At 41.3% G+C, this 14,924-nt stretch carries 14 protein-coding genes; 12 read left to right on the forward strand and 2 right to left on the reverse strand.

The window, feature by feature from the left end; all coding sequences use genetic code 11:
* The first annotated feature begins 357 nt into the window (after positions 1 to 357).
* From ACLIIY_RS14045 to ACLIIY_RS14095, 11 genes are all read left to right on the forward strand, one after another.
* Positions 358 to 582 carry a hypothetical protein gene (locus ACLIIY_RS14045; RefSeq protein ID WP_434527777.1) on the forward strand — a complete coding sequence of 75 codons (225 nt, stop codon included), beginning with the start codon at positions 358 to 360 and terminating at the stop codon, positions 580 to 582.
* A 66-nt stretch (positions 583 to 648) separates the two neighbouring features.
* Positions 649 to 1,323 carry a YjbF family lipoprotein gene (locus tag ACLIIY_RS14050; protein WP_434527778.1) on the forward strand — a complete coding sequence of 225 codons (675 nt, stop codon included), beginning with the start codon at positions 649 to 651 and terminating at the stop codon, positions 1,321 to 1,323.
* The gene (locus ACLIIY_RS14055; RefSeq protein WP_434527779.1) at positions 1,320 to 2,075 is read left to right on the forward strand and encodes a capsule biosynthesis GfcC family protein; all 756 of its coding nucleotides are present in this window, start codon (positions 1,320 to 1,322) and stop codon (positions 2,073 to 2,075) included. Before ACLIIY_RS14050 ends, ACLIIY_RS14055 begins: the two co-directional genes overlap by 4 nt.
* Positions 2,076 to 2,077: 2 nt before the next feature.
* Positions 2,078 to 4,273: a YjbH domain-containing protein gene (locus ACLIIY_RS14060; RefSeq protein ID WP_434527780.1), complete on the forward strand. Its 2,196-nt coding sequence runs from the start codon at positions 2,078 to 2,080 to the stop codon at positions 4,271 to 4,273.
* Between the two features lie 151 nt (positions 4,274 to 4,424).
* Complete coding sequence (gene rfaD, locus ACLIIY_RS14065) at positions 4,425 to 5,366, forward strand: ADP-glyceromanno-heptose 6-epimerase (RefSeq protein WP_434527781.1); 942 nt, start codon at positions 4,425 to 4,427, stop codon at positions 5,364 to 5,366.
* 114 nt (positions 5,367 to 5,480) lie between these two features.
* Positions 5,481 to 6,470 (forward strand): lauroyl-Kdo(2)-lipid IV(A) myristoyltransferase, encoded by a 990-nt coding sequence (gene lpxM / locus ACLIIY_RS14070; protein WP_434527782.1) that lies wholly within the window; start codon positions 5,481 to 5,483, stop codon positions 6,468 to 6,470.
* On the forward strand, positions 6,467 to 7,504 hold the full coding sequence (waaF, locus tag ACLIIY_RS14075; protein ID WP_434527783.1) for a lipopolysaccharide heptosyltransferase II: 1,038 nt from the start codon (positions 6,467 to 6,469) through the stop codon (positions 7,502 to 7,504). Before lpxM ends, waaF begins: the two co-directional genes overlap by 4 nt.
* A 6-nt stretch (positions 7,505 to 7,510) precedes the next feature.
* A complete protein-coding gene (locus ACLIIY_RS14080; RefSeq protein WP_434527784.1) occupies positions 7,511 to 8,680 on the forward strand; it encodes a glycosyltransferase in 1,170 nt (389 codons plus the stop codon).
* A gap of 2 nt (positions 8,681 to 8,682) precedes the next feature.
* Positions 8,683 to 9,951 carry a lipid IV(A) 3-deoxy-D-manno-octulosonic acid transferase gene (gene waaA, locus ACLIIY_RS14085; RefSeq protein ID WP_171371332.1) on the forward strand — a complete coding sequence of 423 codons (1,269 nt, stop codon included), beginning with the start codon at positions 8,683 to 8,685 and terminating at the stop codon, positions 9,949 to 9,951.
* A complete protein-coding gene (locus ACLIIY_RS14090) occupies positions 9,948 to 10,835 on the forward strand; it encodes a glycosyltransferase family 2 protein (RefSeq protein WP_171371333.1) in 888 nt (295 codons plus the stop codon). The genes waaA and ACLIIY_RS14090 overlap by 4 nt, the downstream gene beginning before the upstream one ends.
* Positions 10,835 to 11,449 carry a DUF1919 domain-containing protein gene (locus ACLIIY_RS14095; RefSeq protein WP_434527785.1) on the forward strand — a complete coding sequence of 205 codons (615 nt, stop codon included), beginning with the start codon at positions 10,835 to 10,837 and terminating at the stop codon, positions 11,447 to 11,449. Before ACLIIY_RS14090 ends, ACLIIY_RS14095 begins: the two co-directional genes overlap by 1 nt.
* Before the next feature lie 90 nt (positions 11,450 to 11,539).
* On the opposite strand, the gene ACLIIY_RS14100 is transcribed toward ACLIIY_RS14095, so the two are convergent.
* Both ACLIIY_RS14100 and ACLIIY_RS14105 read right to left on the reverse strand, forming a co-directional pair.
* Entirely contained in the window at positions 11,540 to 12,964 is a 1,425-nt protein-coding gene (locus ACLIIY_RS14100) for a hypothetical protein (RefSeq protein ID WP_434527786.1), read from the reverse strand.
* A 55-nt stretch (positions 12,965 to 13,019) separates the two neighbouring features.
* On the reverse strand, positions 13,020 to 13,736 hold the full coding sequence (locus tag ACLIIY_RS14105) for a 3-deoxy-D-manno-octulosonic acid kinase (RefSeq protein WP_199438242.1): 717 nt from the start codon (positions 13,734 to 13,736) through the stop codon (positions 13,020 to 13,022).
* 98 nt (positions 13,737 to 13,834) lie between these two features.
* Between ACLIIY_RS14105 and ACLIIY_RS14110 the strand changes: the two genes are divergently transcribed.
* A complete protein-coding gene (locus tag ACLIIY_RS14110; RefSeq protein ID WP_434528556.1) occupies positions 13,835 to 14,908 on the forward strand; it encodes a glycosyltransferase family 9 protein in 1,074 nt (357 codons plus the stop codon).
* The last annotated feature ends 16 nt before the right edge of the window (positions 14,909 to 14,924 follow it).

Consider the following 14,924-nt stretch of genomic DNA (forward strand, 5'->3'; position numbering starts at 1 on the left):
GGCAAGGGGACTCACTCTAAGGTTTGAGAAAGGGCTTTTTTTGTTTTTGAGATCAAGGACACACTGGGCATCATCCACTTAAATGTTCTAAAGCGAAAGGTTAAACCCATCTCAATGTTGACAATTTGGCGTTCACTAACGTTGAATTTTCGGTCATTAAGCCTAGACTTTCCAGTTAAACGAACTAAAACCACCTGCAAGTCAATTGTCTTTTCAATGAGACGCTTTCTTTAGAACTTGGTAAAATTCCATAGGAAACTATTTACATGCTGATTGTTTTTTAACTAAAATGACAGATGGTATGTTCTAAACAAACCAAACATCGATGTTTTAAAATCTGAAATACAAGGATTAATAATGAAGAACACAGCTCTAGCTATTCTTATGGCTCTAAGCGCATCAACTGCATTTGCAGCTGAAGAAGCAGGTTCTGCTGGTGCAGCATCTGCATCTGCAACTGGCACAACTGCAGTAGCAGTAGGTGCAGCAGCAGCAGTTACAGTAGTAGCAGTTGCGGCATCAGACAGCGACTCGTCTTCTACTTCTACTTCTGCTTCTGCTTCTGCTTCAACAGCTCAGTAATCAAGTCTAAGTAGTAGTAATAATCGCCCTGAGTTTTCAGGGCGATTTTATTTGTATGAGGGAATGATGACTACTTTTTTATCTCAAAAATGGACACGCTTGCTCGTTTCCTTACCCCTACTAGGCCTATCCTTTGGTTGCACTCAAAAATTCAACGACGTTTCGGCTACCGTTCAGGAAGCTTATAGCAACTACATTGATGTAGAACTAACTCCGAATGAAATTGAAGCGGTTCCTTATGCAAGCGCTTATCTGAAAATCGGTAATCAAAAGCAAGTCTTTGTTGTTCTCGCGTTTGCAGAACTAAATCCATTAACAGAAAAAACACAACTAAAATGGGTTAGTGCAGATAAAGCAATGGTAGTAACTGAAAACGGACATATCGTTAAAACTATCGGACTTCAAACTATTAATTTAGCCGGCGTATATGGTGAGGTCCCACCTTACTCACACTTGCCAGAAAAGTTCTCCCTTTCTTACGATTGGTCTGAAGAATACCGTTATAATTTTCCGGCTGAGGTCAAACGATCACATCTAGGTAAAGACATGGTAATCACACCCATCTCATCGACAGAAACCGATGCTTACAAAGAAATCGTGACCTTCCCCAGTCTAGAAGAAAGTGTAGAGAACACATATTGGGTCGACAAGAACGGGCAAGTAATAAAAACACGTCAGCACCTAGGCCCAAACATGGTGCCTATTGAATTGACAATTTTGAAAGGGTATAGCAAATCATGAGTAAGCGACTACTTTCTTTACTAGGCTTAGTAGGCGTTGTCAGTATTACGGCCCTACCGGCTATGGCTCAGAACCAAAATTTACCTACGCTACAAGTTGAGTTAGCGGGTACTGGAAAAGCCTTACAATTCGAACAACCGGCTCGTTTAGACAACGTTCTGAAACTCGCACAAGAGCAGAACATTATCTTGCAATATCCTCTCGCGATTATTTTGTTTGATGATTCAGAACAGGCACAACAAAAAAGTCTGGCTTTAAAAAATGCAGTGCTGAACCAAATGATTCAATACAACCTCGTTGGCCATCCATTTTACAAATTTATTCAGCAAAGTCAGTTTGCGCCTCGCGTTCTTTCCGCCGTCGATATTGATCAGATTCGCTTAGACAAATTTGATAATCCGCTTTTAAAAGGTCAGTTTGTCTTGAGTGCACCTCAGCGAACAGAAAAAGTGCTGTATGTGGGTAATGTGGACAAGGTTTATGCGATCAAAAGTCTAGCAGGTATCCCTCTCCATCAACAAGTCGACAACCTGAAAAGCAGTGAAGTTGGTAAACTGGCTCAACCGCCTATTTTGATTTATCCAAACGGTGAAGTCGTTACCCCTCATCATGGCAACTGGTTAACCAAACAATATTATTTACCGCCCTTGACCATGGTCTACGTCCCATTTGACGACTTTGAGCAATCGCCAATGGACCAAAACATCGTCAAACTGCTATCACAGCGTAAACCAACTTCATCGAAGAATTAAACATGAACCTGATAAGAACCAGTTTATCTCTTTCTTTAATGGGCCCTGCGTTGGTTTGGGCTCAAGACGTACCTTTCGAAGCTCCAAGCTTAACTCCTTCCCAATCCGATTTTGGTGGTGTAGGCTTAATGCAGATGCCCTCGGGTAGAATGTCAGAGGAAGGAGAGTTCAATTTCTCTGTTACTGGGAGCGACGAATACTTATTCTATAATGTGACGCTTCAAGTTCTTCCATGGCTAGAAACTACAATACGGTATACCCGAGTCCAAGATCTACCTTACTCATCTACCTTACCTGGCGTAGATAATGCCTACACCGACAAAGGTATTGATTTTAAATTTAGACTTTGGGAAGAATCTCAGTACGTTCCAGAAATTGCTCTGGGCGTTAGAGATTTTGCAGGTACAGGTTTATTTGATGCCGAGTACATTGCAGCCACTAAACGCTACTCTAACCCAAACCTTGGTACTTTTGATTTTACTTTAGGTATGGGGTGGGGCTACTTGGGCACTCGAGACAATATTACTAACCCCTTCTGTAAAGCCTCTGATAAATTTTGTGACCGCTCTGAAGAATTCTTAGATTCAGGAGGGACAACTAACTTTAACAGAGCATTTAAAGGACCAGCAGCTTTGTTTGGTGGCGTAGAATTTCAAACATTACACGCCCCACTGCGCTTTAAAGTCGAATATGACAGCAATGACTACAGTACCGATTATCCAGTGGTAGGTGCAGATGTCGATATGACACCACATACACCTTGGAATTTTGGCGTTTTATACCGTTTAGGCAATATGGCTGATTTAAAGCTTAGCTACGAACGTGGTGATACCCTCGTCGCAGGCATGAGCCTGTATACAAACTTCAACAACATGCCTTCATTCTGGCGTGATACGCCAACTCCAGAACCAAAAGATAATCAACCAGAACAAATCTCTGACGTCGATTGGGAAAGAGTTAGTGAAGAACTTGATAAAATTGCTGGTTACGAAACAAACCAAATTTATATAACAGACAACAAAGTCTCTGTTGTTGGTGAGCAGAAGAAGTATAGAGATCGTGATGAAGCTTATGAAAAAGCTTCAGCTGTTCTCTACAATCAACTTCCGAAAACCATCGACACTTACTCTATTAGTGAGCGTAATAAAGGATTAGGTACCACACCTGTTGATATCTCTGCAGATAAATATAGGGATGTCGCTCAGGTCAATTATATCGACCCGAAAATTGATGACGCCATCACTGGTTACTCAACGAAACCCGGAGGTATACCAACCTACGATGGATTTAACCGCTTTGATTGGGGCTTTGCACCAAAACTAGCTCAAACCTTGGGTAGTGCAGAAGATTTTTACCTGTTTAGTGTAGGTTTGAGTGGTAGTGCTTCTTACTGGCTTACAGACAATCTAGAAATAGGTGGTTCATTATACTGGGACTGGTACAACAACTACGATAAGTACATTTACGTAACGCCACCAGATGGTACGGATGTGCCTCGTGTAAGAACCATGTTCCGCGCCTATAACAATGAGCATGCCGTTACTATGTCAAACTTGCAGTTAACATGGTTCCAAAACTACTCAGACTCTATGGATCAGCAATTCTATGCTGGTTACTTGGAGAGCATGTTTGCTGGTGTTGGTACAGAGTTCCTATATCGACCGAATGGCGCTAACTGGGCGATAGGTGCAGATGTTAACTTGATTACTCAGCGCGACCCTCAAAGCTACTTCGGCGTTTATGATGAAGAATGGCAAAATATTCCGGAATATGGCCGCCCATTCCGAGTAATTGACAAAGGCTTTACTGGTTTTGTATCCGGCTACTACTACCCGCAATGGGAATTCCTACAAGACTTGATGATTCAAGTCGATGTGGGCCAGTTCTTAGCTGGTGATGTTGGTACTCAGTTGAATGTATCTAAACAATTCAAGAGTGGTGTAATTGCAGGAGCATACGCGTCTTTCAGTGACCTTTCATCTGAAGAGTTCGGTGAAGGTAGCTTTACCAAGGGCTTCTACATTTCGATTCCGTTCGACATCATGACAGTTAAGCCAAGCAACAACCGTGCGAACTTTAGCTGGCAGCCGTTGACTCGAGATGGTGGTCAGAAGCTAGGTCGTAAATACAGCCTAATTGAATTAACAGATGCTCGTAACCCATGGTATCAACGCCCAAATACGTCAGACGAAAAATAATCTAGCTCTGACTAAACTATTCAACTAGTACAAAGGAAGCTTCGGCTTCCTTTTTGTTTGCCTAATGACAACCACTTCCCCTAGTACTAGCACCTAAAGGCTTAACTCTGCTAAACTTCCTGAGAAAATTTTAATCTATGGTGGAAGTCTTATGATCATCGTAACTGGTGGTGCTGGCATGATCGGCAGCAACATTGTTAAAGCTCTGAACGAAGCAGGTATTAACGATATTCTGGTTGTCGACAACCTAAAAAATGGCAAGAAGTTTAATAACTTAGTTGATCTTGATATCACTGATTACATGGACCGTGATGACTTCCTTACTCAAGTCATGGCAGGTGACGACTTCGGCCCTATCGAAGCCATCTTCCATGAAGGTGCTTGTTCTGCAACAACTGAGTGGGACGGCAAGTACATGATGCTAAACAACTATGAGTACTCAAAAGAGTTGCTTCATTACTGTCTAGATCGTGAAATTCCATTCCTATACGCATCATCAGCTGCGACGTACGGTGAAACAGAAACGTTTGTCGAAGAGCGTGAATACGAAGGCGCACTCAATGTATACGGCTACTCGAAACAGCAATTTGATAACTACGTTCGTCGCCTATGGAAAGACGCAGAGGAGCATGGCGAGCAACTTTCTCAAATCACTGGTTTCCGTTACTTCAATGTATATGGCCCACGCGAAGATCACAAAGGCAGCATGGCGTCAGTAGCCTTCCACCTAAATAACCAGATCAATGCTGGTGAAAACCCTAAATTGTTTGCAGGAAGCGAATCATTCAAACGCGACTTTGTCTACGTTGGTGATGTCTGCAAAGTAAACCTTTGGTTCCTAGAAAATGGTGTTTCTGGCATCTTCAACTGCGGTACTGGTCGTGCTGAATCTTTTGAAGAAGTGGCAAAAGCAGTGGTCAAACACCACAACAAGGGTGAAATCCAAACCATTCCGTTCCCTGATCACCTAAAAGGCGCGTACCAAAAATTTACTCAAGCCGACCTAACTAAGCTTCGTGCTGCCGGCTGTGATGTAGAATTCAAAACGGTAGCAGAAGGTGTTGCTGAATACCTAGCGATTCAAAACCGTTAATTCTCCGCAAAGGTGGTAGTTAACCTCTACCACCTTTACTCTGGTATTATTACTAGTATCATTTCTACATACCTCCACTCGCCTCTCTCCAAAAATATAGGTACTTAAAACTTCATGACTAATCAACGTGATGATTTCGATCCTAAAGCTTATAACCCTGAATTTGAGCGCCACTTTTTAGCACCGAAGTATTGGGGTACATGGATAGGCGTTGTCCTTTCTTTGCCGCTTGCTTTATTACCTTTAGGGGTTCAGAAATGGCTAGCAAAAACTATCGCGAAGAAACTAGCTAAATCGCACAAAGGTCCGGCTCACCGAGCTCGAGTCAACTTTGAGCTGTGCTTCCCAGAGAAATCATTTGAAGAGCGCGAAGCACTGATTGAAAAAGCGCTTTATACCGCAGCATTGTTCTTTTTCCGTTTCAGCTTACTTAGCTTACGTTCATCGAAATGGTTACAGCAGCGTTGCCAGATCCGCGGTTTAGACATCCTTCAAAAACACATCGACAATGATGAGAAAGTCATTTTGATGGTTCCACACTCATGGGCAATTGATATTCCCGCGGTGTTGCTTGCTTCGATGGGAATGCCCGTCTCTGCGATGGCAAAAAAGCAGAAAAATGAAGTGGCAGATTGGCTAATGCACGAACAACGTGTGCAATATGGCGGTCGCGTTTATGAACGCTCTGGTGGTGTTAAGCCGTTTTTGAAATCAGTTCGCGACGGTTACATTGGTTATTACTTACCCGATCAGGATCATGGTCCTGAACACAGCGTTTTTGTCGATTTCTTTGCGACCAGAAAAGCAACGCTTCCAGGCTTAGGTAAAATTGCCAAACTATCACGCGCTAAAGTGTTACCTATGTTTGCTTCTATGAACACAGAAGATGGTACGTTTGATATCGAAATCTTACCGGCGTTTGAGCTAGATAAAGGCGAAGAACAAGACGCTCGCACTTGTAATCAAGCAATCGAGTACTTTGTTGCAAATAAACCAGAACAATACATGTGGGTGCTACAACTTCTGCACTCTCAAGAAGACGGCAATAACTATTACAACCTATTTAAACCGAGATACAACACTGACTGGCAAATAAGCAAATGAAAAAAATCTTAATTATTGGCCCTTCTTGGGTTGGCGATATGGTGATGTCGCAGTCTCTTTATATTGTCTTAAAGCAACTCCATCCAGAAAGCCAAATTGATGTAATCGCACCTGGTTGGTGTAAACCAATTCTTGAGCGCATGCCAGAAATCCATCAAGCTATTGAAATGCCTATTGGTCATGGTGAATTCAACTTACTCGGTCGTCGCGAAATCGGTAAATCACTCCGAGAAAAACAGTACGACCACGCCTACATCCTGCCGAAGTCTGCAAAATCAGCTCTTATTCCTTGGTTCGCAAACATCCCGCTTCGCACAGGTTGGAAAGGCGAAATGCGTTACGGTTTACTTACTGATTTGCGACCAAACATGAAGTCTTTCCAGTTCATGGTCGAACGCTATGTGGCATTAGCTTACCCACAAGAAGAGATGATCGACTCTTCTTCTCTAGGTGGTTTAGATACCCTACCTCGCCCTAGCCTGTTTATTGATAAAAAAGAGCAAGCTGAAGCTATTGCTAAGTTTAAGCTCAATCAAGAGGCGCCTGTTGTTGGCCTGTGCCCAGGTGCAGAGTTTGGCCCTGCGAAAAAATGGCCAGAGACACATTACGCAGAAGTTGCATCAGCTATGGCGAATGCAGGAAAGCAAGTGTGGCTATTTGGTTCTCAAAAAGACCTAGAAACCTGTAACAACATCAAACAATTAGTACCTCAAGAACATCAGCACCAGATTCATGTTTTGGCAGGACAAACTAGCCTGATTGAGGCAGTTGATCTGCTGGCGGCATGTCAGACTGTAGTAGCAAATGACTCGGGGCTTATGCACGTGGCAGCTGCCGTTGGTTGTAACGTCGTTGCGGTCTATGGTTCAACATCTCCAAAGTACACTCCACCGCTTGCGGAAAAGGTAGAGATTGTTCACACCGACATTGACTGCCGTCCGTGCTTTAAGCGTGAGTGTCCACTGGGGCATTTAAATTGCCTGAACCAGCTGTCTCCTCTAAAAGTAATCAGCAAGATTCCCGATACTGAGTAAGGTGCAATGCAAGTAGCTATCATTGTTAATAGTTTAAAAATTGGTGGAATGGAAAGGGTTGCTGTCAACTTGGCTGACTCCTTTCTAGATGCAGGGCATAAGACCGATCTCATATATTTAAAGAATCGCACGTGTGAGCTCTCACCGAAGAACAAAGCGTTACCCATCCATTTATTCAATTTGAAGAAAAGCGTCTTCTCCACAGGTATTGGGATTGTCTGGTTTATTATTTGTAAGCTGTTGAATTTGCTATCAAGAAAAACATTCCCAATCTGGTTTGCTTACGCGGAAGCGCTTGCCTTTAAAAAACACTTGCGAGCATTGGAGAAAAAGAACGGGAGCAAATTTGACCTCATCATTTTTCGTGGACAAGGCACTTTTGAGCACCTCTGGCCATTACAAGACGCCAGATTTGTGTATGTATGCGAAAATGTTCAAAAAGCTGATATGTATGGCCCTTTATCTCGCTGGGTATTCAGCAAGCTATTTAATGGACGTAATGTCACTTGCGTATCAGATGGCGCACTAAATAGCTTTCGAGATATGACAAAGCAACACGGTATTACACCTCGAAAATCTGTCATGTTGAATAACCCGAATGATTTTCTACATATTCAGCAGCAAGCCACTTTAGAGACTAAGCCATTACACGAGAAACCATATATCCTTGGACTAGGTCGTATCGTTCCCCAAAAAAATTTCTCATTGCTTGTCCAAGCGTATGACTATGCAATTAAAAACTTTGGTATCCAACAAGATTTAGTACTCGTTGGCGATGGCAATGATCGTGCAACGGTCGAAAATGAAGTCACTCGACTCGGCCTGAATGATAGAGTTCATTTCAAAGGTTCACAAACCAACCCTTTCCCTTGGTATCAACAAGCAGATCTTTACGTTTTAAGCTCGAAGCATGAAGGATTGGGTATGGTGCTCATTGAATCACTAGCTTGCGGAACAAAAGTTGTCTCAACAGACAGTCATGGCGGCGTTAGACAAATAATGAACGGAGAGCTTGAACCGTTCTTGGCCAAAGAAACACCAGATTCGCTGGGTACAACAATAAACGAGGCTCTGAACTTCAAAGAAAGTGACGCGTTTAGTCACTTTGTACAAGACACCTTAAAACGTTTTGACGGAAAAACTATTGTAGATAACTACCTGAAAGAGTTTACATAAGAATGCTTATTCGCATTATCTATACGCTCGTGCTTGCACTCGCCTCTCCGCTTTTATTGTTTGGGCTTTACAGAAAGAAGCCCGGCAAACCTTCATTTGGTAACCGATGGAAAGAGCACTTTGGCATTACCCCAACGTTAAGTGCACAATCTAGTCCGATTTGGATTCATGCAGTGTCTGTTGGCGAAACAATGGCTGCGATTCCTCTGATAAAAGAGATGAAAAAGAAAGACCCGAGCTTGCCGATTATTGTGACAACAACGACAAGTACCGGGGCAGAGCAAGTCGCGAAATTAGGCGATCTGGTCGAACATCGCTATATGCCGATCGACTTCTCTTTTGCAATAAAGCGCTTCCTTAAAGTCGTGAAGCCTCAAAAGATGTTGATAATGGAAACTGAGCTTTGGCCAAATACATTACATGCTGTTTCCAAAGCTAAAGTGCCTATTCATGTGTTAAACGCACGACTTTCTGAGAAGTCATTTCAGAATTACCGCAAGGTCCAATGGCTGTTTAATTTACTTGCAAACAGTATTACTCAGATTTGCTGTCAAAGCTCAGAAGATGCCAAAAGGTTTAAAAAACTTGGGGTCAGTCCCGAAAAGCTAACAACAACAGGTTCAGTGAAGTTTGATATCCATGTAGACCAAAACATCCTTGATCAGGGTAAGTCGCTAAGAGAACGATTGGGAAATAACCGCCCAGTTTGGATCGCAGCCAGTACACATAAGGGGGAGGATGAGCAAATTATTCACGCTCATAAGTGTCTACTCGAGACTTACCCAGATGCTTTACTCGTCATAGTCCCTCGTCATCCTGAACGTTTTGAATCCGTATTCCAACTTTGCATGAATACGGGGTTTCAGACAGAAAAGCACTCCCACAAAGCTCCGAGCGTTAGCCCAGAGACTTCAGTGTATATCGGTGATGTTATGGGGCAAATGCTGACACTCATTGGTGCATCTGATGTATGTTTTATGGCAGGCAGCTTAATTGGCAACAAAGTTGGTGGACATAATATGCTTGAGCCTGCCGCTTTAGGTGTACCTACGATCACAGGTCCTAGTTTCTTTAACTTCCTAGAGATCGTTAATAATTTAAAAGAACTAGGTGGAATTGAGATAGTTGATACCTCAGATGAGCTAGCCCTCACCCTTCAGTCTTTGCTTGAAAAAGACGAACAACGTACGCAATTAGCTAAGCAGGCAAAGCTGTTTGTAGATCAAAACAGCGGCGCTATTCAAAAGACATTAGAAGAGCTCGCCCTATGACTCACAATAACCCGTTAATTTCCGTCATTATTCCCATTTATAACGTGGAAGAGTATTTAGCGGAGTGCTTAAAATCGGTTATTCGACAGACCTATAAGAACATTGAAGTTTTATGTGTGATTGATGGCTCGAAGGACAACTCGCAGACCATTGCTGAAAAGTATGCTGCCTCCGACTCAAGACTTAACGTCATCCTACAGGAAAACCAAGGCCTTTCAGGCGCTCGCAACACAGGGATCGATGTTGCTAAAGGTGACTATATTTTCTTGCTCGATTCGGATGACTGGCTTGTCGATGATGCGCTAGAAAATCTAATAGATGCCTCTTTAAAACACAGCAAACATATCGTAACTGGTGGGATCATTTCATTTGAACATGATACAAAAGTAGAAGCGCCATACAAAAAGAATCGAAAGACAGGTGCACTAACTTTGTCTGGTACAAACTTCTTTAGCGTCGAGGTCATGGCATGGAATAAACTTTACCACAAGAGTGTCTTTGAGGGCCGGCGCTTCACACCAAAACTGATCCATGAAGATGAGGACTTTTATTGGCGTACCATGCCGTACTATCGAGATGTGTTTGCAATTCCTCAAGATATTATCTTCTATCGAAAGCGCAGCAATTCGATCATGAGTAACAAACGCAGAGACGAGCAGTATCAAGAAAACTACATCACTATTATTGATGCTGCTTTCCAAGAAAGAGCTAAACATAAAGACCTTAACTTCGCCTTTAGAAAGTGCGCAATCAAGTACTTACATCAACTAAAAGCTAAGCAAGCACCTTTTGGAAAATATGAAGCTCATGTTTCAAACAAGTATAACCTAAAAGACAGCAAGCTCACCAAACTCACCACGAAGCTTATCGGAGTGTTTTCATAGTGAAAAAGTCGATAGATAAATTAAAGAAAAAACTACGAAGAGCATATTTGGAAACTGAAGAGTTTTCAATTATCAGTGATAACTGCTGGGGTGGCTTTATGCACCAGCACTTAGGGATCCCATATAAAAGTCCGTTTGTTGGACTCTTTATCTTTTCTCCTGACTACCTGGTCTTGCTACGTGATCTAAAATACTACTTATCTCAAGCAGATCTTACGTTTATCTCTCATGATGAATCTAAATACAAAGAAGAAGTGGTCAAAAATGGTGAGTACAACAAATACCCTATAGGTCTTCTCGGAGGGAAGGTCGAGATTCATTTCTTGCACTATGCCGATCAATATGAAGCACAGAAGAAGTGGGAGAGAAGACTAAAACGAATAAAATGGGAAAATCTACTAATTAAGTTCAGTGACCGAGATTTGTGTACACCTTCATTACTAAATGAATTTCATCAACTTCCTTACCATCAAACCTTGTCATTTAGTGTCAAACCTACTGGACATCCAAACAATTATAACTTTGACACACAGACTAACGAGTGGAAAGCATTTAAGAAGTTTGTTTCTCCTACTAGGTTGTTAAAAAAGTACCTAACTCCTAAGCGTAAGTAGAAGTTGCTTTGATGATATCTAATGATTAAGGCCCCTTTGTGTTGTACACAAAGGGGCCTTAGAGTTAGCTCTAGGAACAATAAACTATATTTAGTTACTTTTAAAAGCTGATTTTATTTTCTTCTTCAGCTCTTTTCTTCTCTTTTTAATCGACAGTTTAAAGAAGTAAAGCTTATCTTTAAACTTCATTTTGTAATCTTCACTTACTATTCCATTTTTAGCTTTAAAATAGTTTATTGCTCGGATATCTCGCTTATCTTTGTTTTCATCGCGATTGGTTTTAAATCCTAGAACCTCGTTCAACGATATAAACCTATAGCCCATTATATTATAAGTTAATGATGGGTCTTCGAAGTATAAAATCAAATCGCTTGGGTACCAGTGCATATAATCATTGTGTAACCCAACTTCTTCTGAGTGTTTAACGTTGGCGTCGATACTTATAACGTCAATATCGTTTGCTTCTCGCATTGAAAAAAGCTCTAGAGCTATGCTGCCGGTAAAGACACTCTGGTTTTTGTAATCAATATCAAGTGAGTTAATGCATTTAGCGACTGTTTTTAATCTCAGTTTGTTCAAAATAACTTTTGCAAAGGGCATCAGAGTGATTTTGACTATATCTTTTGTTTCTTCAACATTATCTGTTGAATGAATCGAATGCTTGCCACCACCACATATTTTCCGAATACTTTCTTTTAATTCTATATCTCTCGCCTCTCCTCGCGTTTCAAAGATCATGAACTTTGTAGGTTGACCAAATTTAAAGCAATGTTTTCCTTTTCGCCTTGCGCCTTGCCAAGCCTCTCCACTCTTCCCTGTCCATTCTTCATTTTTATACGCGATCGCACATAGAGTATTGATGCCATTTTTACTCAAATTCAGCGAGTATGTGTACACGAGAGCATCGCCGTATTCCTTTATAATATCTTTGTACTTGTGCACTCCGTTTGGCCACACCACCGCGACTCGCAGAGTTGAATCAAAATCTAAAGCGATTGTTGCCAACTTCTGAATCACGTCTATATTAGCCCCGTGCTTCTCAAAGTGTTTTAGGCCATATTCAGCCTCTACCTCATTGACAACCACTGCCTTAACGTTTCGATTTAACAAAGCTAGAATCGCAATACGATGAGCGCCATCTAACGGGGTGTTGTTCCCAGAGATGGGGATATAATGTAAATCTTCATCATAGTTTTCCTGCAGTTCACAGAATAACGCTTTAAAACTATCTACGAAATCTTGGGCACTCGATTTATTGCTGTCACCAGGTTCAACAAAAGAGTTTCTAGTGAAGATCTTAATAGTTTCCAAATACAAATTCTGATAGTATTTCTCACGTTCGCTATCAGAGTTAAGCCAAGCCTCAGCAAGTTTCATTTTGACATAGATATCCACACGTCTATGAGAAAGCAATTCTCTTGCTGGAATTGTTTTAATTTCATATTGAGAACTACTAAGTTTATTATGAAACCTTGAATCTATTTTTTCTGAGACTTGCTCTTTACTAATCTTCACCACTACACCTATATCACCCTAGTCAAAGTAAACTATCATCTACATCGTCCAGATATTAAAAGTCTATAGTTTCTTGATACCCAGAAACTATATAGTCAAAATGTCTCTCTTCCCAGTGAATAGAACTTTTTTCTAATTCTTTACGAAAAGAGCGCAAAAGCCTGTTTAAATTCCTTTCTTTCCACTTTTCGCCACTCTGTATATAGCACTTATCAAAATCAATCAGCCATACAGTATCATCCCCATCAATAAGTATATTGTGAATATTTAGATCTGTATGGTTAACATTTTCATTGTGCATTATTGCGATCTGTCTACCTATCGCAGAATATAAGTCACTATCAATACAGTTAGACTTTAAAATTTCAGATAAATCCTTTGCGTTATGTATTTTTTCACTTATTAAGTCCGCTTTATAAGTAAAGGTATGTTTAACCATTCGAGCAGCAATCGGACGGGGTACGTTAACACCAGCACCTCTTAGCTTACGAAGAAGCTCTAGTTCTTGATAGCTCCGAGAATTCTCACTGCCAAGATACACATAGCTATCTTCAACTAACTTGCCTAGCAAACCACCACGGCGATAGTGACGCAACGCCGCTTGAATAGAGTCAAGTTCAACAAACCAAGTAGTGCCTCGACCAACCGCACTGCCTATAACTCTACCTTGTTTCTGCCAGTAGCTTGCATCAAAAGCAAACTTTACTTGCTCTTGAGAAATGACAGATTCATCAAACCAAATCAGTTGATTATCAAACTTAAGCGTTTGCATCCCACCTACCTACCTATTTGCTCTGTTTTATTTTACATTCCCTCAGCCCAACTGCATAATTCTTATTAATCAATTTGCTAGAGCACTACCCTATGCCTTTGTTTGAATCAGCACCAAAATCACTGTGTATTTTAAGATTATCTGCAATTGGTGATGTTTGTAATACCATCGCCACTGTCCAAGCGATTCAAAAACACTGGCCACAAACGAAAATCACCTGGATTACAGGTAAACTTGAAGCTCAACTACTGATGGCTATCGAAGGAATCGAGATCTTAACCTTTGATAAGAAGAGTGGTATAGAAGGCTATAAGGCCCTTTGGAAGCAATTAAAGGGCCGTGAGTTTGATGCATTGTTGCATATGCAATATGCGTTAAGAGCAAGTTTTGCAACACTTGGAATTAAAGCAAAATACAAACTTGGCTTTTCTGCAGATCGAAGTCAAGACTTTCAGACTTTGTTTACAAACACCAAAGTCACATCCCCTTCCTCTCTTCATGTTGCTGACGGCTTAATGGCATTTGCTCACAAAATTGGCGTCCCTCAATCAGATCTGCAATGGTCTTTGTCATATTCAGAACAAGATAAGTCTTGGGCTCAGTCACATCTACAAACGAACAAACCTAACTTGCTTCTTGTTCCTGGTGCGAGTAAAGCCTATAAAAACTGGCATGCAGAAGGCTATGTTGATGTCATCAACCATGCTCGAAATTTGGGTTGGAATATTATTTTAGCGGGCAGCCCAGCAAAAGTTGAAATCGTTCTAGCAAGTGAAGTTCAAGCACAGTTATCTGAACCTTGTTTAAACTTAGTAGGCAAAAGCTCTATCATGCAAATGCTAGCTCTAATCGATATGGTGGATATGGTTATCGCACCTGACACTGGCCCTACGCACATTGCAAGTGCAATGCAAACACCGGTTATAGGACTTTATGCTCATCACAATCCTCTACGTGTCGGTCCATATCACTACTTAGAGTATGTCGTTTCCGTTTATGAAGAAGCAATATTGTCCGAGACAGGTAAGAGTAGCCAAGAATTAAGTTGGCGCAAGCGTGTACATGATGAGAACGCGATGCATAGAATCCAATCAAAAGACGTGATTACTATGTTTAATAAACTGGTTGGCGACTTCAAACTACAAAGCAACTACACTTACCCACAAGCTTAATTAGAGGTCAGAATAT

It is taken from the genome of Vibrio sp. K4 (assembly GCF_051122595.1).
Classification (GTDB): domain Bacteria; phylum Pseudomonadota; class Gammaproteobacteria; order Enterobacterales; family Vibrionaceae; genus Vibrio; species Vibrio owensii.